General features: G+C 48.0%; 19 protein-coding genes. 14 read left to right on the top strand and 5 right to left on the bottom strand.

Annotation, left to right across the window (positions count from 1 at the left end; all coding sequences use genetic code 11):
• Positions 1–76: 76 nt before the first annotated feature.
• Positions 77–4,066 carry a metallophosphoesterase gene (locus TRNA_RS39940; protein ID WP_011198346.1) on the top strand — a complete coding sequence of 1,330 codons (3,990 nt, stop codon included), beginning with the start codon at positions 77–79 and terminating at the stop codon, positions 4,064–4,066.
• Between the two features lie 17 nt (positions 4,067–4,083).
• On the opposite strand, the gene TRNA_RS39935 is transcribed toward TRNA_RS39940, so the two are convergent.
• Both TRNA_RS39935 and TRNA_RS39930 read right to left on the bottom strand, forming a co-directional pair.
• Positions 4,084–5,643 (bottom strand): MFS transporter, encoded by a 1,560-nt coding sequence (locus TRNA_RS39935; RefSeq protein ID WP_003185627.1) that lies wholly within the window; start codon positions 5,641–5,643, stop codon positions 4,084–4,086.
• 139 nt (positions 5,644–5,782) lie between these two features.
• Entirely contained in the window at positions 5,783–6,262 is a 480-nt protein-coding gene (locus TRNA_RS39930; protein ID WP_003185625.1) for a MarR family transcriptional regulator, read from the bottom strand.
• Positions 6,263–6,444: 182 nt separating this feature from the next.
• Here TRNA_RS39930 and hprK point away from each other — a divergent pair, with 182 nt between their 5' ends.
• From hprK to TRNA_RS39905, 5 genes are read left to right on the top strand one after another with little or no spacing between them, the layout of a single operon-like run.
• Entirely contained in the window at positions 6,445–7,377 is a 933-nt protein-coding gene (hprK, locus tag TRNA_RS39925; protein ID WP_003185623.1) for an HPr(Ser) kinase/phosphatase, read from the top strand.
• An 11-nt stretch (positions 7,378–7,388) separates the two neighbouring features.
• Complete coding sequence (lgt, locus tag TRNA_RS39920) at positions 7,389–8,201, top strand: prolipoprotein diacylglyceryl transferase (RefSeq protein WP_003185621.1); 813 nt, start codon at positions 7,389–7,391, stop codon at positions 8,199–8,201.
• 25 nt (positions 8,202–8,226) lie between these two features.
• Positions 8,227–9,174 carry a nucleoside recognition domain-containing protein gene (locus tag TRNA_RS39915; RefSeq protein WP_003185619.1) on the top strand — a complete coding sequence of 316 codons (948 nt, stop codon included), beginning with the start codon at positions 8,227–8,229 and terminating at the stop codon, positions 9,172–9,174.
• Positions 9,164–9,811 carry a pyrophosphatase PpaX gene (gene ppaX, locus TRNA_RS39910; protein WP_003185617.1) on the top strand — a complete coding sequence of 216 codons (648 nt, stop codon included), beginning with the start codon at positions 9,164–9,166 and terminating at the stop codon, positions 9,809–9,811. Before TRNA_RS39915 ends, ppaX begins: the two co-directional genes overlap by 11 nt.
• A complete protein-coding gene (locus TRNA_RS39905) occupies positions 9,808–10,326 on the top strand; it encodes an acyltransferase (protein WP_009329647.1) in 519 nt (172 codons plus the stop codon). The genes ppaX and TRNA_RS39905 overlap by 4 nt, the downstream gene beginning before the upstream one ends.
• Positions 10,327–10,355: 29 nt before the next feature.
• Here TRNA_RS39905 and TRNA_RS39900 read toward each other — a convergent pair whose 3' ends face one another.
• The gene (locus TRNA_RS39900; RefSeq protein WP_009329646.1) at positions 10,356–11,024 is read right to left on the bottom strand and encodes a pectate lyase; all 669 of its coding nucleotides are present in this window, start codon (positions 11,022–11,024) and stop codon (positions 10,356–10,358) included.
• A 280-nt stretch (positions 11,025–11,304) separates the two neighbouring features.
• Entirely contained in the window at positions 11,305–12,039 is a 735-nt protein-coding gene (locus TRNA_RS39895) for a C39 family peptidase (RefSeq protein WP_003185610.1), read from the bottom strand.
• 235 nt (positions 12,040–12,274) lie between these two features.
• Between TRNA_RS39895 and TRNA_RS39890 the strand changes: the two genes are divergently transcribed.
• Genes TRNA_RS39890 through hisIE form a run of 8 tightly spaced genes read left to right on the top strand, consistent with a single transcriptional unit; the run spans position 12,275 to position 18,702 of the window.
• Complete coding sequence (locus TRNA_RS39890; RefSeq protein WP_009329644.1) at positions 12,275–13,450, top strand: ATP phosphoribosyltransferase regulatory subunit; 1,176 nt, start codon at positions 12,275–12,277, stop codon at positions 13,448–13,450.
• Complete coding sequence (hisG, locus tag TRNA_RS39885; RefSeq protein ID WP_003185607.1) at positions 13,443–14,084, top strand: ATP phosphoribosyltransferase; 642 nt, start codon at positions 13,443–13,445, stop codon at positions 14,082–14,084. The genes TRNA_RS39890 and hisG overlap by 8 nt, the downstream gene beginning before the upstream one ends.
• The gene (gene hisD, locus TRNA_RS39880; RefSeq protein ID WP_003185605.1) at positions 14,081–15,361 is read left to right on the top strand and encodes a histidinol dehydrogenase; all 1,281 of its coding nucleotides are present in this window, start codon (positions 14,081–14,083) and stop codon (positions 15,359–15,361) included. The genes hisG and hisD overlap by 4 nt, the downstream gene beginning before the upstream one ends.
• Positions 15,361–15,945, top strand: a complete 585-nt coding sequence (gene hisB, locus TRNA_RS39875) for an imidazoleglycerol-phosphate dehydratase HisB (RefSeq protein WP_003185604.1) — start codon at positions 15,361–15,363, stop codon at positions 15,943–15,945. The genes hisD and hisB overlap by 1 nt, the downstream gene beginning before the upstream one ends.
• Positions 15,946–16,584, top strand: coding sequence for an imidazole glycerol phosphate synthase subunit HisH (gene hisH, locus TRNA_RS39870; protein ID WP_011198344.1), 639 nt, complete (start codon positions 15,946–15,948; stop codon positions 16,582–16,584). It begins immediately after the preceding gene.
• A complete protein-coding gene (hisA, locus tag TRNA_RS39865; RefSeq protein ID WP_011198343.1) occupies positions 16,581–17,318 on the top strand; it encodes a 1-(5-phosphoribosyl)-5-[(5-phosphoribosylamino)methylideneamino]imidazole-4-carboxamide isomerase in 738 nt (245 codons plus the stop codon). The genes hisH and hisA overlap by 4 nt, the downstream gene beginning before the upstream one ends.
• On the top strand, positions 17,315–18,073 hold the full coding sequence (gene hisF / locus TRNA_RS39860) for an imidazole glycerol phosphate synthase subunit HisF (RefSeq protein ID WP_003185597.1): 759 nt from the start codon (positions 17,315–17,317) through the stop codon (positions 18,071–18,073). Before hisA ends, hisF begins: the two co-directional genes overlap by 4 nt.
• Positions 18,070–18,702 carry a bifunctional phosphoribosyl-AMP cyclohydrolase/phosphoribosyl-ATP diphosphatase HisIE gene (gene hisIE, locus TRNA_RS39855; protein WP_003185594.1) on the top strand — a complete coding sequence of 211 codons (633 nt, stop codon included), beginning with the start codon at positions 18,070–18,072 and terminating at the stop codon, positions 18,700–18,702. The genes hisF and hisIE overlap by 4 nt, the downstream gene beginning before the upstream one ends.
• Positions 18,703–18,760: 58 nt before the next feature.
• Here hisIE and TRNA_RS39850 read toward each other — a convergent pair whose 3' ends face one another.
• Entirely contained in the window at positions 18,761–19,240 is a 480-nt protein-coding gene (locus TRNA_RS39850) for a GNAT family N-acetyltransferase (protein WP_011198342.1), read from the bottom strand.
• Positions 19,241–19,374: the final 134 nt, after the last annotated feature.

Genomic DNA, 19,374 nt, shown 5'->3' with positions numbered 1-19,374 from the left:
AGGCTTCTTTTTTTTGCCCGGATGTCTCTTTCATAAAAATGATCTGTAAAGGCAAAATACGAAAGGGAGGTAGACGATGAAAAAGTACAGAAATCGCCAAACCCTTTTATTGTTGGCCGCAGTTTTACTTTTTGCCTTGCAGATCCCGATTTCGTCCGCATCGGGTGAAGAGCATATTCAGCCTGGTTCACCGGTTATCAGGCATACTCCTGTTGAACAAGTTCAAAAAGGAGATGACATATATTTTTCCGCGCAGGCGGCCGCCGACACGGTCATTTTATATTACAAGCAGCATGACGAATTGCCGTATCGGGCGATTCCGATGGAAGTTGAGCCGGGCAGACAGAACGCCTATATTGCCAAATTGGAAAGCGAATCCATAGCATCCGGCAAAGTCCAGTACTACATTGAAGCTCAAGTCGGCGACTCCTCTGTGAAGACGGATGTGTATACTGTCGCCCTGAAAGGCATGCGTACAGATACACAAAAGCTTCCGGAGCTGTTGATCACGGAAATGGTAGTCGACACGTCAAACACCGGTGGAAAGGACGGCTATGAATTTATTGAAGTTTATAACAATACCAATAAAGCTGTTCATCTGAACAGCTACAAAATCAAGTACAGACATCCTGAAAAGGGCAAGGAATCAGACGTCATCTGGCCTTTTGAGCACGATGATGTGGCGATTCCTTCCGGTCAAACACACGTGTTTTGGGTGAAAAACCGCTCAAACGGTCATCTGACGGAAAGTGATTTCAATCGGTATTACGGTGTTCACCTTCGTGAAGGCAAAACGCTTACTGCTCTCAAAGGGGGCGGCATGGAGAATACGGCGCCGAGAGAGGTGATCATCTGCACAAACAGCGGAGAAGAGGTCGCATCCGCCCGTTATCAAAGCGAGCCGGATAAAACCGATGTCGCCAAAAATAAAGCGCTTCTGTATCGATATCCGCTGGACGGAACGAAGCATATGAAAATCATATCGGCCGGGGAAGAAAAACCGTCGCCTGGTTCGCTTCTGAAGACGCAGGCACCTTCACAGACGGTGACGGTTATGCCGGACAGAGAAAAGCCGGAGATCCATGATATGACGGATCATCAAGCTGTAAAACCGGGTGAAACGATCCAGCTCTTAGCTGATATGAAAGACAATCGGCAAGTGAAGCAGGCGCAGTTTTTCTACCGCATGAATGATGATGAGCGGTTTACCGAAGTCCGTGTTGAAAAAAGCCGCAATGACGGCCTGTACCGCCACAATATCTATTTTGCCGAACTCATTGGCAAAGAAAAAGTGGAGTACTATATGCGGGCCGGTGATGGATCAAATGTTTCGTCGACTGAAAAGAAAACGATACCGCTCGAACAGCGCATTTTGAAGGGACTCAGGCTGAATGTAAGCGAAGGCGGAACCGTTTCCGGAAAAATGCTGTTGAAAGCCACATCAGAAAAGCCGCCTTCTGAAACGACAATTCGTATTGACGGGATTGAACAAAAAGAAGGTGAACCGGCGCTTGAAAAAAAAGCCTACTTTGCTTTCGATGTCAATCAAACGAATCTGTATTTTAAAAATGCTGTAACGATCGGCAGGAGAGTTCAAAAAGTTTTTGACGATTCGCGCCGCCGGTATGCGACAATTACGGTCCCGGTTTCTCCGGATGAATTTAAAAAAGGAAAGCCGTTTTCGATTAAAGTTCGTTCAGGCACGAAATCAACACCATTTGAACAAACTGCAGAAGAAAACAGGGATGATTTTGTCCTCAAGAACCCCCGCCTCATACTCGCGGATGGGACCATCATCCGCGATGAGCGATACGACGATCCGAAAGCCGAGCTTCCGGCCGGTGACGGCCCTGGGGCGCATGAATGGTATGAATTCCGTTTTACGATTCCGGAAGCCAAGTTTGCATCGCTTGCGAGTCAATGGCATACACGCGCCTGGAACGAAGGGCAGCACATCGTTGAAGCGGAGAATGGCGAAGAAAGGCTCATCCGCAGGGTAACGGTCGATAACACAGGTCCTGAGATCAAAACGTCATTAAAAGACGGCAGGACGTATAAAGGGTCGTTTGAGATCAATGCGGCCGCACACGATAAATGGAGCGGGATGAAAAGCATAAAAGCCTTTCTTGACGGCAAAAAGATTGCGCTTCCCTATCTCGTATCTTCTGCCCGCCTGGATGCGGGAAAGCACGAGTTGAAAATAAAAGCGGAGGACAGCGCCGGCAACCTGTCAATCGTAAAAAAGGCATTTTACATTAAAGAGGAAAAGCCGGACAAGCCCGCTCGGGTCAAAAATACACCCGGCAGCACACATGCTAAGCTCGCCGTCCGCGTCAAGGACCCGACAAAAGATAAGATGAAAGTGTCATTCCATCAGGGATTTCAGTACACAGTAAAAGACGAAGAGCATGTTGATGTGTCAGCGAACGAAAGCGGGACGGAACCTCCGCAAAGCTTTGCGGTCAGGGGGGAAAAGGCGCTGACAAAAGAAGAGCGCAGCGGCATGTCCGCACTTGACGGAAAAGGTTTTGAAACCTCATCAACAACAAAGTTTCCGTACCATCGCTTTGATGTAAAAGTGGATGAAAATACGGGGCCGAACGACAAGGTGGAAGTGCTGTGGCGCGGGAGTTCGCTTCCCGGCAGAAAAGTCTCCATGTTCGCCTGGAACTGGGCCAGCAAGAGGTGGGAGACGCTTGCATTCCATGTTGCAAAGGATGGCAAACCTTTTACCCTCAAAGGAAGCATAAAAGCCGCCGATTATATCCGCCAATCCAAGGCGAGCATCATCATTCAGGATCAAATTCAGCTTTCGCAAAATGACTATACATTTGTGTGGATGTCTGATACGCAATATTATTCGGAAAGCTATCCGCACATTTTTGAACGTCAGGTCAAGTGGATCGCGGAACAAAAGGACAAGCTGAACATTCAGTACGTCTTTCATACGGGGGATCTTGTGGATGAAGCGGATCAGCCGCTGCAATGGAAGCGCGCCGACCAGTTCATGAAAGTTCTCGACGACAATCAAGTTCCATACGGCGTGCTGGCGGGCAATCACGATGTCAGCCATAAAGACCGGTCATATTTGAAATTCGGCAGGTACTTCGGGGAGAGGCGTTTTAAACAAAAACCGCATTACGGCGGGTCTTATCAGAATAACAAAGGGCATTACGACCTCATTTCCAGCGGGGGCAACGACTATATCATGGTGTCGATGGGGTGGGGAATCGGAAAAAAAGAACTGCAGTGGATAGATGATGTTCTGAAACGCCATCCCGATCGAAAAGCGATTTTGGCATTTCACGAGTTTTTGCTTGTCAGCGGAAGCAGAAGTCCAATCGGGGAGAAAATATTTGAACAGATCATCAAGCGGAATCCGAATGTGATTGCCGTATTGAGCGGTCACTATCACAGCTCCAACTTAAAAGTCGACAAGCTTGATGATAACGGGGACGGCAAGCCGGATCGCAAGGTTTATCAAATGCTTGCCGACTATCAGGGCGGTCCTGAAGGAGGCCAAGGTTATTTAAGAATTCTCCATGTGGATCCGAAGCATGACACGATCCATGTCAAAACGTATTCGCCATATCTTGATGACTATAACTTTTATGATCCGCACCAATTTGGCCCGAAGGACGAGTTCAACATTAAAACGGATCTGAAACCGAGGAAGAAAAAGGTTAAAACCGATTATTTTGAGCTGAATGTCTTTTCGAACAAGGAAATTGGGAAAGCAAAAACGGTGAAAAGCGGAAAGACGGCTTCCGTGACGTGGAAAGATTTGCAGCCGAATACAACCTATTTCTGGTACGCCGCAGCTTCAGATCAATACGGCGGCAACAGCAGGTCTCAAATGTGGAGATTGACGACAAAAGACGATGGCATGAAATCCTTTTTAATAGATCAAACAGCCGGGGCGGGCTCGGCCCTGAGGCAATTGTCGGGGAGCCCCCCGCCGGCCGGGATGATTTTAAAGAAAGGGACAAACCTCCCAATTGCTGAAATCAGCTTGTGGCTGGCGGCGGTTTTCCTTTGCGAACGCAAAAAGCATTTGTTTTCCTAAGAGGGAGCAAATGCTTTTTAGTTTGTCACGTCTTTTTTTAGACGGCTTGCCGTGTCGGTTTGTTTTTTCCTATAAAGCGATAAAACGCTGACAGAAGCAATGACTGCAAGTGAAAGGACGGCGGCTGTGAAGTAGAGGTTAAAAAACCCCGCTCCCACACTTTCATGGATCGCTTCGCTTATGATGTCTTTTACTTTTGGGTCGGAAATTTGGCTGAGGGATTCGCTCAGCCTTGATACGTCCGTCTCACCGCCTGCAAACCCCTTCAGAGTGATCCCTGCATCATTCAGCTTATGTTTGATATGTGTGCCGATATTTTCGTAGCCGGCCGTTATATATCCTGCATACAGCGCGGGCGCCAAGGTCATCCCCATCTGCCTGACGAGCGATAATGTACCGAGCGCTGTCCCGTAATCCTGTTTTGCCGCCTCGGATACAAGCATATTTAACGGCGCGCCTAACAGAAAGCCAAAACCGACCCCTGCGATGATGCTTGCCAAAACAAATTCCCACTTCTCTGTCACCCAGGAGGACAAGAGCAAAAACCCGGCGAACGAAATGACGCCAGAGAGCCGGGCCGCCTTTACCGGTCCTTTTCGATCGGCGAGCATTCCGCCGAGCCCGGCTCCTATCCCTGAAGCCAGCGCAAGAGGCGTCATCCAATACCCCGCTTTTTCAGGAGCGACGTGCAAATATTGTTCCGCATATGCAGGAATAAAAATAACGGCTGCCAAGAGTCCGCCGGATAAAAATCCGATAAAAAGCGTCCATTGAAACACCTTGTTTTTTAATAAACTGTAGGCAAGGATCGGGTCGCCTCCCTTCAGCTCTACGCGCTTTTCGTAAAAAATGAGTCCCGCAAACAGCGCGCAGCCGATCAGGAGAAAAAAGTAAACCTTTGGATCGGACAAGACGGCAGACAGGCGCTGTCCGTTTATATTCGTTATTCCGTACATCACAGCTAAAATCGCAAGAGACAATATCACAGTTCCGGCCAGATCTAGGGGTTTTCGTGTTCCGCCTTTTGTCTCCTTCATCAATGGAACGCTGAGGATGATCAGTGCTGCGGCAATCGGAAGGTTGATCAAAAACAGCCAGTGCCAGCTTCCGGTCATATCCAAAATAAAGCTGCCGATATTCGGACCGAGCACTGCCGCGATTCCGTTCATCGCACCTAAAAGCCCCAAGGCGGTTCCCTGTTTTTCTTTAGGCAGCGCAGTGAGAATATGCGAGCTCCCGATAATAAAGATTCCGCCTCCGCCAAGCGATTGAATCAGCCTCGCCAACAAGAACATCGGGAAGTTTTGGCTCAATGCAACGAGCAGCGAACCGGCGCCAAACAGCAAGACTTCGATGATAAACAGCTTTTTGCGTCCATACCGGTCAGACAGCTTTCCGACGATCGGAACGCTGACTGCCAAACCGAGCGTATAAAGCGTGATGCCCCATGCTCCCCATGAGGGGGATACTTGAAAAGAATCATTGATTGTCGTCAGTGCCGCTGAAATGATGCCGTTGTCTAAAGCAGCCATAAACACGCCGATCGTAAACAATAATACAGCCCACTTTTGGTTCACGCCACGTATCCTCCTTTTTCATTAACTTCGAATGAATAATTCACTTTGAATGAATTATTTTTATCATCCTTAAAAAAGCACGTTTTGTCAAAAGAAATTTTTCAACAAAAAAAGCTGCACCGGTTTCCGGGCAGCTTGTCTATTCATCATCGGCTTTTAACGCTTTTTCAAGAATTGTAAGGCCTTCATTCACTTTGTTTTTTTCCTGTTCATTCAGCTTCTGAAGCGCTCTTTTGAGCTTTTCATGCCCTTTTTTGTAAAGGCTCCGAAAAATCCCCTTCGCATCTTCGGTTAATTCAACCACAATCGTTCGCCGGTCTTGCTCGGAATGTGTTCTTTTGATAAAGTTCGCCTGTTCAAGGCGGCTGAGCAGTCCGGTCATATTCGAAAGGGAAGCTCCCATTTTTTCGGCGATTTCTGAGACTTTCAGTGTGCCGTGGTTGTTCAGAAGCATTAAAACCTTCATTTGCGGCATGCTGAGATCGAGCTTCATCCATTCGGAGACATCCCCCAAGCCGGCAGCAGTCAGTACTTTCATATAAAGAACCCATGTCTCTTTTTCTTCCGGTGTCAAAATGTCTTCGTTCAGCACGGTTGTATCATGAATATTGTATTTCAACGGTTCTTCACTTCCTTTTCGCGTTCCTCTTTACATACTACTGATTTTTCGCTTTGAAAGAAAGCACTTCATCGAAGTGTCAAGGGGGCCATTTTCAAAAAATGTTTTAGGTTCATTTTGAAAGTGATAGAATAAAGCTGAATGTCTAGTTCTTCATCTGAGAAGAGGAGGGTGCATCAATCGTGCCGAAAGTTCGAACAAAAGATGTGATGGATAAATTTAAGCTTGAGCTCATCAGCGGAGAAGAAGGGATCAACCGCCCGATTACGATGAGCGATTTATCAAGACCGGGCCTTGAAATGGCTGGTTATTTTACATACTATCCAAAAGAGAGGGTTCAGCTGCTGGGGAAGACTGAGATTACCTTTTTTGAAAAGCTTCCAGAGGAGGAAAAAAAGCAGCGGATGCTGTCGTTATGCACGGAAATTACACCGGCTATCATCCTTTCCCGTGATTTGCCGATTCCGCCTGAACTCGTGGAGGCATCCGAAGAAAACGGCGTGCCTGTGCTTCGTTCCCCATTAAAGACGACGCGCCTGACGAGCCGTCTGACGAATTTTCTTGAAAGCCAGCTGGCTCCGACAACTGCGATTCACGGCGTCCTCGTCGACGTTTACGGCGTCGGGGTGCTCATTATCGGAAAGAGCGGGGTTGGAAAAAGCGAAACGGCTTTGGAGCTTGTCAAAAGAGGCCATCGCCTTGTGGCGGATGACTGCGTTGAGATCAGACAGGAAGACCAGGATACATTGATCGGAAGCGCGCCTGAATTAATTGAGCATCTCCTGGAAATCAGAGGTCTTGGCATTATCAATGTCATGACGTTATTTGGCGCGGGGGCGGTCAGAAGCTTTAAACGAATTACCCTTGTCATGAGCCTGGAGCTTTGGGAGCAAGGAAAGCAGTACGACCGCTTAGGGCTTGAAGAAGAAACAATGAAAATTATTGATACAGACGTTCCAAAGCTGACAATTCCGGTTCGTCCGGGAAGAAACCTTGCCGTCATCATCGAAGTGGCCGCAATGAACTTCAGACTGAAGAGAATGGGGCTGAATGCCGCGGAGCAATTTACCCATAAGCTTGCGGATGTAATTGAAGATGGTGAGCTTGAAGAATAGGAGCTGACAATATGAATGAAACGATTGAACCATTAAATCCGATTGCTTTTCAACTGGGGCCGATCGCTGTCCATTGGTACGGTATTATCATCGGCCTTGGCGCTTTGCTCGGTTTGTGGCTGGCAGTCAGGGAAGGCGAACGGAGGGGACTGCATAAAGACACCTTTGTCGATTTGGTGCTTTTTGCGATTCCGATTGCCATTTTATGTGCAAGAGCATATTATGTCATTTTTCAATGGGGTTATTACAGTGAACATCCTGACCAGATTATTCAAATATGGAACGGCGGCCTTGCGATTCATGGCGGACTGATCGGCGCCGTGCTGACGGGAATCATTTATGCGAAAGTCAAGGGGCTTTCGTTTTGGAAGCTGGCTGATATCGCTGCTCCAAGCATTCTGCTTGGTCAGGCGATCGGACGCTGGGGAAACTTTATGAACCAGGAAGCGCACGGTGAGGCGGTCTCAAGAGCGTTTTTAGAAAACCTCCACCTGCCTGATTTTATCATCAATCAAATGTATATTGACGGACAATACTACCAGCCTACCTTTTTGTATGAATCGCTGTGGAGCTTTACGGGAGTCGTTGTTCTGCTTCTTTTAAGAAAAGCGAATTTAAAGAGAGGCGAACTGTTCTTAATCTACGTTATTTGGTATTCGATGGGACGCTACTTTATCGAAGGCCTTAGAACGGACAGTCTGATGCTGACGGAGAATCTTCGCATCGCACAGGTTATTTCGATCGTACTGATCCTCTGTGCAGCTGCGCTGATAGCCTACAGACGTTTCAAAGGCAGAGAGATTAAACGGTATCAGGAGATGTAGCGACTTTACTAAGGGGAGGACAACAATGAAGGGAACTTTAAAAGCCGGCGCTGTGGCGGGGCTGAAAACAACGTGGACGCTTGGAAAAGTGATTTTTCCTGTCACGCTGATTGTCAGCCTTCTTCAGCATACACCGGTGATGGACTGGTTGATCAAACTGATCACGCCGGCGATGGGGATTTTCGGGTTGTCAGGGGAAGCGGCGATACCGCTTGTGCTCGGCAACATGCTGAACTTGTATGCCGGAATTGCGGGAATTTTAACGCTTGATTTGACCGTTAAAGAAGTGTTTATTTTAGCGGTTATGCTGTCGTTTTGCCACAACTTGATTATCGAGTCGACTGTTGCTTCAAGGGTCGGAATCAAAATATGGCTGATTTTGCTCGTGCGCATCGGTCTCGCTGTTTTTTCGGCCATTATCATCAACCTTGTCTGGCATGGCGGGCAGGATGCGGCCAAATACGGCTTAATCTCAGCGAAAAGCGCCGCTCCTTCCGGCTGGTTTGACATTGCGCTAGAAGCCGTGACCAAGGCGGGTCTTGGTGTCCTTCAGCTTGCAGCCATCGTAATACCGCTGATGATCATCATTCAATATATGAGAGACCTCGGCTGGCTGAATGCTTTTTCAAAGTGGTTTGCACCGATAACGAGAATGCTTGGAATGAAAGAGAACACCTCAATGACAATGGTTGCCGGGCTGACGATCGGCCTTGCATACGGGGCCGGCGTTATGATCAAAGCGGTCGAAGAAGACGGCGTCAGCAAAAGGGATGTCACGCTTGCTTTTATTTTTCTCGTCGCCTGCCACGCGGTTGTTGAAGATACATTGGTATTTATCCCGCTCGGCATTCCGGTCTGGCCTCTTTTGTTGATCAGGCTTGCGACCGCGGTTCTGCTGACGATCGCGATTTCGCGCTTCTGGAGAAAGCCGGGTTATTCCGTTCGCAGAAAGGAAGCTTTGTATGAAAGTTAATACGGTTTTATTTGATTTGGATGGAACGCTCATCAATACAAATGAGCTGATTATCGCCTCATTTTTGCATACGCTCGATCATTATGCACCGGGACGCTATAAACGGGAGGATGTTCTTGCTTTCATCGGACCTTCCCTTTATGAAACGTTCTCAAGCATTCAAAAGGATAAGGCTGAAGAAATGATCACCATGTACCGGACATTTAATCATCAGATGCATGATGAACTGGTAACCGAGTATGAGACGGTTTACGAGACGCTTGAACGCCTTGCGGAAGAAGGCTATAAGCTCGGCATCGTCACGACAAAGCTGCGGGACACCGTCATCATGGGGCTTAAACTGACTGGGCTTGATGCCTTTTTCGAGACGGTTGTGACGCTGGATGACGTCGAGCGGCCGAAGCCTGACCCCGAGCCTGTTTTGCTCGCCCTTTCCAAGCTTGGCAGCCGTCCGGAAGAAGCCATTATGATCGGTGATAATTACCACGATATTTTAGCCGGGAAGAATGCTGGAACGAAAACAGCAGGCGTTGCATGGACGATTAAGGGAGAAGAAAGCCTGGCCAAACACGAGCCTGATTTTATGCTTCAGCAAATGAGCGACCTCCTTCACATTCTTGGGGTGGAGAAAGTTTGAGAAAAACGAAGCGCTACCCGGTGTCCGGCGCCAATTCCTTATGGCACATCTATCAGACGGTTCCGTTTTTTAAAGTAGTCAAAAACTTTATTGTCATTCAGGCGGCGCGCTATACGCCGATTCTTGGAATGAAAAACTGGATGTACCGGACGTTTTTGCGGATGAAAATCGGAGAGAAATGCTCGTTTGCTTTAATGGTCATGCCGGATATCATGTTTCCCGAAAAAATCTCAGTCGGGCGAAACACCGTAATCGGCTATAATACGACCATTTTGGCGCACGAGTATTTAATAAAAGAATATCGGCTCGGTGAGGTGATCATCGGCGATGAAGTCATGATCGGAGCCAATACGACGATCCTCCCGGGCGTCGAGATCGGAGACGGCGCCGTCATTTCCGCCGGTACGCTCGTTCATAAAGATGTGCCCCCGGGCGCTTTTGTCGGCGGCAATCCGATGCGGCTGATCTATACAAAAGAAGAAATGGAAAAAAGATTGGAGACCCCCGCTGAATAAAGAGCGGGGGCCTTTATTTGCAATCAGTGTTAAAATTCATGATTGTTTCTTTCCGTAGCATGCTTCACACCGATCCATTTCTGACCGACTTTTGAGTATCTTGTATTTGTCATTGTAACGGAACTTGTACTGCTGTCGGTTCGGAAGATCGCCTCTTTCATGTTTGTAATCGTACAGTTATCAATATTGACCACGGCTTTAAATGTCGAGCCTCCGAGCTGGCGAATGAATTTGCCTCCTTGATCGGCAGTAAAATTTTTCACGGTAAATGTGCTCGCTTTATTAATCTGAAAGATTTTGTCCGCGGCAAGCCGGGCCGATCCTCCGTTTATCGTGACACTTCCTTCGCTTTTGACAGTCAAGGCATCTTCGCCGACATCTTCCCAAACAACGTTGTTTATGGAAGCGTTTCCATATGTGTGAACACCATCAGCAGCAGGAGCGCCAAGCACGACATTTTTGAGCGTTGCACCATCCTCCACTTTGAAAATCGGTTTTTGATCCTCGCGTTGGCTGCCGTCCCCGAGCTCCGGACCTGCAATCAGCCGCTTGCCTTTTCCGTCATACGTTTGGCCTTTCTCGACTACGATCGTTTTGTGAACGACCTCGGCGGCCAAAGCTTTTTCAGGCAGAGCCTGTCCAAACCCGCATACGAGCAAACCTGACAAAATAACCGTACCTGCTAATCTCTTCATCATTTCCATCCTCCTCAAGAAATATTTTTGAAACAGGTGTGTGTCTCCCTTAAATGAAAGTGATTTCTGGTCATTATGTAATAAAATGAGACACCTATTTCGGTACTATCATATATGCGAGCTTGCTGAATGTAAACGAGTATTTTGAATATTATGAAAAAACAGTAAATTAAACATGTGCAGAAAGGTTGTTTTCTGTATTTTGGATTTATCAAAAGGGTAAAGCGGCTTAATTTAATAAGGGCTGAAAGAACTAAAAAAAGGCAGGGATTAATCTGCCTTTTTAGGCGGCGATCACGATCGCCTGACTGCCCATCTGTTTCCATGATTTTTCAAAATTTTCTCTGTCTGTTTTTCTGTTTTTATATCCGTACGGATCATTCACATAAACGTAATCCTCATCATAGCCTGTCACGGCAACACTGTGAACGCTGTACGTCACATCGACTTTGCCTGACGGTGTATTCCATGTTTCCATATCGTTGACTGGGGTGAAATGTACAGTGGTGATGACCCAAACCGGTCTGCCCTGATTCAGCTGTTCATAAATTTTTCCCGGCTCACTTCCCGTCAGATCGACCGCTTTATTACCTGCGTATGAATGGGCCAAATCGTAAATCGGGCCATGGTAGACACTCAGTCCGGGTCCGTTTTCCATATCGCCGACAAAGCCGTCGTTAGGATTTCCCTTTAAGCCGTTTTCATATTGCAGAGGCACTCTTTTCACCTCATTGGCAAGTTCAGTTTTTGTGACACTATATCCGCTGTAGTTTAAGATCATCGCCAGGCTGGCGACTTCACAGCCGTTATAAAGCTTCGGCGGGTCCATTTGGTTGATCAGCGGAACGTCAAGCGGCTGACGCTCTCCTTTATTATTCGCATTGTCAGCAGCAGTTTTATGGCTGCTGTGCAACATTTCGGCTAACGGGCTTAACGCATCTTTAGAAAACAGTATAAGAACGGCGGTCATAAGAACTGCTACGAAAAAAATAAAAAAAAGAGTTTTGAAAAATTTCATTCTGAGTCTCCTGTCTTCCCGTTGCTGGTTTGGTTAAGGCAAAGATTTGCGATCGTATATATATTATAACATCAAGATGTTCATTACATAAAAGTTATCATTTCCCATACGGTGCAGGCGTCTATTTTATGAGCGGCTGTTGATTTTGATTCTTTTATCTGTTAGCATATTATCATATTAGCGAACTAAAGTATTCGGAATTTTCCTTCAAACGGTTATGGGGGTGCAAGTGTAAATGTTTATGTTTGAAAAACCGCATGGCATGCGGGATACGCTGCCTATGCTTTACGAAACAAAGAAAAAGGTGCGCTCTTCATTAACAGAGGTGATGGCTTTGTGGGGGTATCAGTTCATGGAGACGCCTGCCCTTGAATTTTATGATACGGTCGGTGTGCAGTCGGCCATATTGGATCAGCAGTTGTTTAAACTCCTTGATCAGGAGGGGCAGACGCTCGTGTTAAGGCCTGATATGACGGCTCCAATCGCCAGGGTGGCGGCCTCAAAGCTTCATAAAGACGATCATCCGCTCAGAGTAGGCTATGCTGCAAATGTGTTCCGGGCACAGGAGCGTGAAGGAGGACGCCCCGCCGAATTTGAGCAAGTCGGCGTTGAACTGATCGGCGATGGATCGACAAGCGCTGACGCAGAAGTGATTGCGCTCGTCATTTTTTCGCTTAAAAATGCCGGCCTGACTTCATTTAAAATCTCGATCGGCCATGTCGGTATTTTAGACGCCTTGTTTGTGGAAGTTTTAGGGAATGAAGAAAGGGCTCATGTCCTGCGGCGCTATTTATACGAAAAGAACTATGTCGGCTATCGGGAGCATGTAAAATCCCTCAATTTATCCTCAATTGATAAAAGCAGGCTGCTGGAGCTTTTGGAGCTGAGGGGCGGTATTGAAACGTGCAGCAGGGCGGCATCCATCGTCGATTCTGAAAAAGGAAAACGTGCGGTTTTAGAACTTGAAACGCTATGGGAGACGCTCGGCGATTATGGTTGCACAGACGACATTAAGCTCGATTTAGGCATGGTCAGCCATATGAGCTACTATACCGGTGTTTTGTTTGAAATCTATGCTGAAAACGTCGGCTTTCCGATCGGAAACGGCGGCAGATATGATCAGCTTCTCGGCCGCTTCGACTCACCCGCACCGGCAACCGGTTTCGGCATCAGGACTGACAGGCTGCTGGAAGCATTGAAGCCGGCGGAAGAACAAGAAAAGATCGATGTCGTCATCTTCAGCACAGAACAGAGAAAAGAGGCAATCAGATTTGCCGAAGAAGAACGAAGAAAAGGCAAAAAAGTCGTCATGCAGGACTTAGCGGGAATCGGAGATATTGATCAAATGACAAAGTCTTTTCAAAACGTGACCTATTTTATCGGAGCCAGAAAGGAAGAGAAGCATGGGTAAGGAATTGACGATTGCGATGCCGAAAGGGCGGATATTTGAGGAAGCGGCCGATATGCTTCGAAAAGCAGGCTATCAGCTCCCGGAAGAATTCGACGATTCGAGAAAGCTGATCATTCAAGTGCCTGAAGAAAACCTTCGCTTTATCCTCGCTAAGCCGATGGATGTCACAACATATGTCGAGCACGGGGTGGCCGATGTCGGAATCGCAGGCAAAGATGTCTTGCTAGAAGAAGAACGAGATGTCTATGAGGTTCTTGATTTAAACATCAGCAAATGCCGTCTTGCCGTAGCCGGCCTGCCCGAGACGGCGGCAGACACCGTTGCGCCCCGGGTTGCGACCAAGTACCCGAATGTCGCATCAAGCTACTTCAGAGAACAGGGAGAACAAGTGGAAATCATCAAGCTCAACGGGTCGATTGAACTCGCTCCGCTGATCGGGCTTGCCGGCCGAATCGTTGATATCGTATCAACAGGGCAGACTTTGCGTGAAAACGGGCTAGTTGAAACTGAAAAAATTTGCGACATCACATCCCGCTTAATCGTAAATCCTGTCAGCTATCGAATGAAAGACGCAGTCATCGATGAAATGGCTTCAAGACTTTCTCTTATTGTGGAAGGAGAAAAAGCAAAATGAAGATCAAATCCATCAGCGGAAATACGTCGGTTTCACTAAAACGCTCTATTGACGCCGGAACGGAGGAACAAAGAAAAGCAGTCCGCGGCATTATCGAAGAAGTGAAAAAGAACGGAAATGCAGCTGTTTCCGCATTCACAAGACAATTTGACGGAGCGGATGTGGCCGGCTTTCGCGTTTCCGAAGAGGAAATCAAGGAAGCATACAGCGCGCTCGAAGAACGTGATCTCGAGATTATTCAGGCGGCGATTTTCAACATTAAAGAATATCATGAGCGTCAGCTCGCAACATCTTGGTTTTACCACCGCAAGGACGGAACGATGCTCGGCCAAAAAATTACGCCGCTTGATTCAGCGGGGGTGTATGTGCCCGGCGGAACGGCTGCTTACCCATCATCCGTTCTGATGAATGTCATTCCGGCGCTTGTTGCAGGCGTCGACCGCATTGTCCTTGCCTCACCTCCGGGAAAAGACGGTAAATTGTCGGCGGGAGTGCTGGCTGCTGCTGCGGAGCTTGGCGTCACAGAGATTTACAAAATGGGCGGTGCCCAAGCGATTGCCGCATTGGCTTACGGAACGGAAACGATTACCCCCGTCGATAAAATTACGGGACCCGGAAATATTTACGTCGCCTTGGCTAAACGGGAAGTATTCGGCCAGGTTGATATCGATATGATCGCGGGTCCAAGTGAAATCGCCATACTCGCTGACAGTACGGCAAACTACCGGGAAATCGCCGCAGATCTACTTTCACAGGCTGAACACGATGCGATGGCATCGAGCATTCTTGTCACCGATTCAGAGACGCTTGCCGAATCCGTTTTAAAAGAGGTTTACAGACAGCTCGAACATCTTCCGAGAAAAGAGATTGCACGGCAGTCGATTGACAACTATGGCCTGATCTATGTTACAGAGACGATGAATGAAGCAGTTTCCGTCATCAATGAGCTCGCTCCTGAACATTTGGAAATTTTAACAGTTCAACCCGATGCGCTGCTGGGACAGATCAAACATGCGGGCGCCATTTTCCTGGGCCGCTACAGTTCAGAGCCGGTGGGCGATTATTTTGCAGGCCCTAATCATGTCCTGCCGACTAACGGTACAGCCAGATTTTCAAGCCCGCTAAATGTGACAGACTTCCAAAAGCGCTCCAGCATCATTTCCTACAGCAGGGAAGCTTTCCGCGCGAATGCTGAGAAAATTGCGGCCTTTGCCAGATTGGAAGGGCTTGAAGCCCATGCAAGAGCAATTGAATCCAGAAACCGGGAGGAAGACTGATGAGAAAAGCCGAACGGGCAAGAAAAACCAATGAAACTGATATTAAATTATCCTTTCATATTGACGGAGAAGGAAAAGCGGATATTCAAACGGATGTCCCGTTTATGACACATATGCTTGATTTATTTACAAAACACGGGCAGTTTGACCTTTCAATTGAAGCGAAAGGCGATGTTGAAATAGACGACCACCATACGACGGAAGATATCGGAATTTGTCTCGGACAGGCGCTTTTGGAAGCGCTCGGAGATAAACAAGGAATCAAACGCTACGGTTCGAGCATGGTGCCGATGGATGAAGCGCTCGCCCAGGTTGCGATTGATCTGAGCAACAGGCCGCACCTCGAGTTCAGAGCTGAATTCCCAAGCAGGAAAATCGGAACATTTGATACAGAGCTTGTCCATGAATTTTTGTGGAAGTTTGCACTGGAAGCGCGAATGAATCTGCATGTCATCGTTCATTACGGTACGAACACACACCATATGATCGAGGCCATTTTTAAAGCGCTGGGACGTGCGCTTGATGAAGCGGCATTGATCGATCCGCGGGTCAAGGGAATTCCATCAACGAAAGGAATGCTGTAAATGATCGGTGTCATAGATTACGGAATGGGAAACCTGTACAGCGTTTCTAAAGCGCTTGAACGGATTGATGCCCCTTATTTTGTGTCCGAGCATCCGGATGAACTGAAGAGAGCGGACAGCTATATCCTTCCGGGAGTCGGCGCTTTTCGGGATGCAATGGAGATTTTAACCGAGAACGGCCTGAAAACATTTATTCAAGCTGCCGCAAACGAAGGAAAACCTCTTCTCGGCATATGCCTCGGCATGCAGCTTTTGTTTGAAGAAAGCGAAGAACACGGGGCGTCAGAAGGGCTCGGCCTGTTGAAAGGAAAAGTCGTTAAACTGAAAGACTGTGATCAAGCGGGAAATCGCTTAAAAGTGCCTCACATGGGCTGGAATCTTCTCAAAGTCCACCGCGACTCGCCGCTTTTGCCAAAAGCGAAAGAAGGATTCGCGTATTTCGTTCATTCGTATTATGTCAGCGGAATCGAAGAGGAAGCTTTGCTTGCAAGCGCCGAATACGGTGTGTGTGTACCCGCTGTCGTCGGTCTTGGCAATGTATACGGGGCCCAGTTCCATCCGGAAAAGAGCAGTACGGTCGGCATGTTGATCTTAGAGCGGTTCAAGCAGTTTACACAAGAACAGAAGGTGAAAAAATGAGCGAGTTTACTGTATATCCTGCCATTGACATAAGAAACGGCAAGTGCGTCAGGCTCATCCAGGGAGATTACGAAAAAGAAACGATTTACGGTCATTCCCCTCTGGAGATGGCCTCACGGTTTGCTGAAGAGGGGGCAAGCTGGATTCATCTTGTCGATTTGGACGGCGCAAGAGAAGGCAAAAAAGTGAACGGCGGCCACGTCATAAGCATTGCTGATAAGCTTGACGTTAAAGTGCAAGTCGGCGGCGGCATCAGGACCGAAAAAGACGTGTATGACTACTTGTCGCAAGGCGTTGAGAGGGTGATCCTAGGCAGCTCTGCCGTATCAAATACCGAGTTTGTCAAAAAAATGCTGAAGGCCTACGGAGGGCACATCGCAATCGGTCTTGACGCAAGGGACGGATTTGTTTCGACTGAAGGGTGGCTTGAGACCTCTTCCGTTAGAGCGGAAGAGCTTGGCCGCGAGCTTGCAAATGAAGGTGCAGAAGTTTTTATCTTCACTGACATTGCGACTGACGGAATGCTGTCAGGACCTAATATCAACAGTACAGTGGAGCTTGCCAGGGCAACCGGCAAACAAGTCATTGCCTCCGGCGGCGTCAGTTCTCTCGCCGATCTTGAGGCGCTCGCTTCCCGCGCTTCGGAAGGCGTCTCTGGCGCTATTGTCGGAAAAGCTCTTTATACCAACCAATTTACCGTGGCTGAAGCGCTTGAAAGGGTGGCGGCAAAGTGATCACAAAACGAATCATCCCGTGTTTGGACGTAAAAGATGGACGCGTTGTCAAAGGTGTACAATTTGTTGAATTGAAAGATGCCGGCGACCCGGTTGAACTGGCTGAAGTATATGATCATGAAGGCGCAGATGAGCTTGTTTTTCTCGATATCTCGGCTTCCCACGAGGGGAGAAAAACGATGGTTGATGTCGTTGAAAGAGTGGCGGCCAAGCTGGCGATCCCGTTTACCGTCGGCGGCGGCATCAATCGTTTGGATGATATGAAAACGATACTGCGGGCCGGAGCCGACAAAGTTTCCGTCAATACGGCTGCCGTTCTCCGGCCGGAACTGATAACGGAAGGCGCCGACTTTTTCGGCTCTCAATGCATTGTCGTCGCGATTGATGCAAAATACGATCCAGAAGCTGATCTGTACTATGTTTATACACACGGCGGTCGGAAAAAAACGAACCTTGAGGCCGTTTCCTGGGCGAAGGAAGCCGTTCGGCGGGGAGCAGGTGAAATCCTGCTGACAAGCATGGATTCAGACGGAGAAAAGAACGGATTTGACTGCAGGCTGACAAAGCTTGTGTCAGAAGCCGTTTCAGTCCCGGTCATTGCATCCGGAGGCGCAGGGCGTGCGGACCACATGTATGATGCGTTTGCAGAAGGCCGGGCGGACGCGGCTCTTGCCGCATCTATCTTTCATTACAAAGAAACATCTGTAAAAGAAGTAAAAGCTTATTTAAAAGAGCGCGGGGTGAATGTAAGATGATCAAGGCAGACGAGTTGACATTTAATGAAGCCGGCTTGATCCCGGCGATTGTCCAGGATGCAGCGAGCAAAGAAGTGCTGACACTTGCTTATATGAATAAAGAATCGTTTGAAAAAACGCTGGAAACGAAGGAGACATGGTTTTTCAGCAGATCGCGCGGAGAGCTCTGGCATAAGGGAGCGACGTCGGGTAACATTCAGCGTGTGAAAGACATCAGGCTTGACTGTGATCAAGATGCGCTCATCGTGCTTGTTGAACCGGCGGGGCCGGCCTGTCATAAAGGAAGCTACAGCTGTTTCTCGCCCGGCGAACATATCAGACAGACTGATGGCGGCCGCTTTGACATCATCAATGAACTTGAAACCGTCATTGCCAAACGGCAGGCTGAAATGCCTGAAGGCGCATATACAACATATTTGTTCCGTGAAGGCGTTGATAAGATTTTGAAGAAAGTTGGCGAAGAAGCGGCGGAAGTCATCATCGCTGCAAAAAACCGTGATCCTGAAGAACTGAAATGGGAGGCGGCTGACCTTCTTTACCATCTGCTCGTTTTGCTGAGGGAGCAGTCCCTTCCGCTTGATGATGTGCTTGGCGTCTTGAAAGAGCGCCATGAAGGATCTGAATCATAAGCACACTGCATACAACCAAAAGGCGGTTGGCCTTTTGGTTGTTTTCCCGGTAGGGGAGCTATTTGATGTTCAATTTCATCACGATTTGCTCTCCGATCGGCCCTGTTTTTCTTTCCCCTGTGCCGGCAAACCCGGCTTTAACATACAGGTGCTGGGCCGCGGTGTTTTTCACGTTCACAACCAGCACGACTTCATGACAATGGGTGAACTCCTTGGAGACAAACTCTGGAAGTTTGAGCATTCCTTCTTTTGCAAAACCTTTTCCCTGGTGCTTTCTGTCGCCGGATAGCGCCGTTAACAGCATGGCGTCCAGGTTGTCCGAATAGTCTTTTACCCTCTCGGTCGCATGGAGGATAAAAAATCCGACAGGCTCGCCTTCGCTTAAAATTACGATTGGAAACTGGCCGTCCGTCCGTTTTAAAGCCTCTTTCGGAAGAGCGGTAAATCGATGCTGTTCTTCAGGAAGCTCAAATTCGAGAAGCGCAGCTGAATGTTCTTCTGAGTAATGCGTCAATTCTATTGATCCGCCTTTTTTCACTTTGTGAACCCCCTTTCTATTATCATACAATGGGAACGTACATTCGTCATCATTAAGTGCTAAAAAAAGATTTTGCCCGGGTTAAGATGAAAAGCGTACTTCCGATATAAAACGTACCTTCATCCTTCTGAAAG

The sequence above is a fragment of the Bacillus licheniformis DSM 13 = ATCC 14580 genome, from assembly GCF_000011645.1.
Taxonomy (GTDB): domain Bacteria; phylum Bacillota; class Bacilli; order Bacillales; family Bacillaceae; genus Bacillus; species Bacillus licheniformis.
Note: the sequence above shows the minus strand (reverse complement) of the source record. Positions and strands in the feature narration are given on the sequence as shown.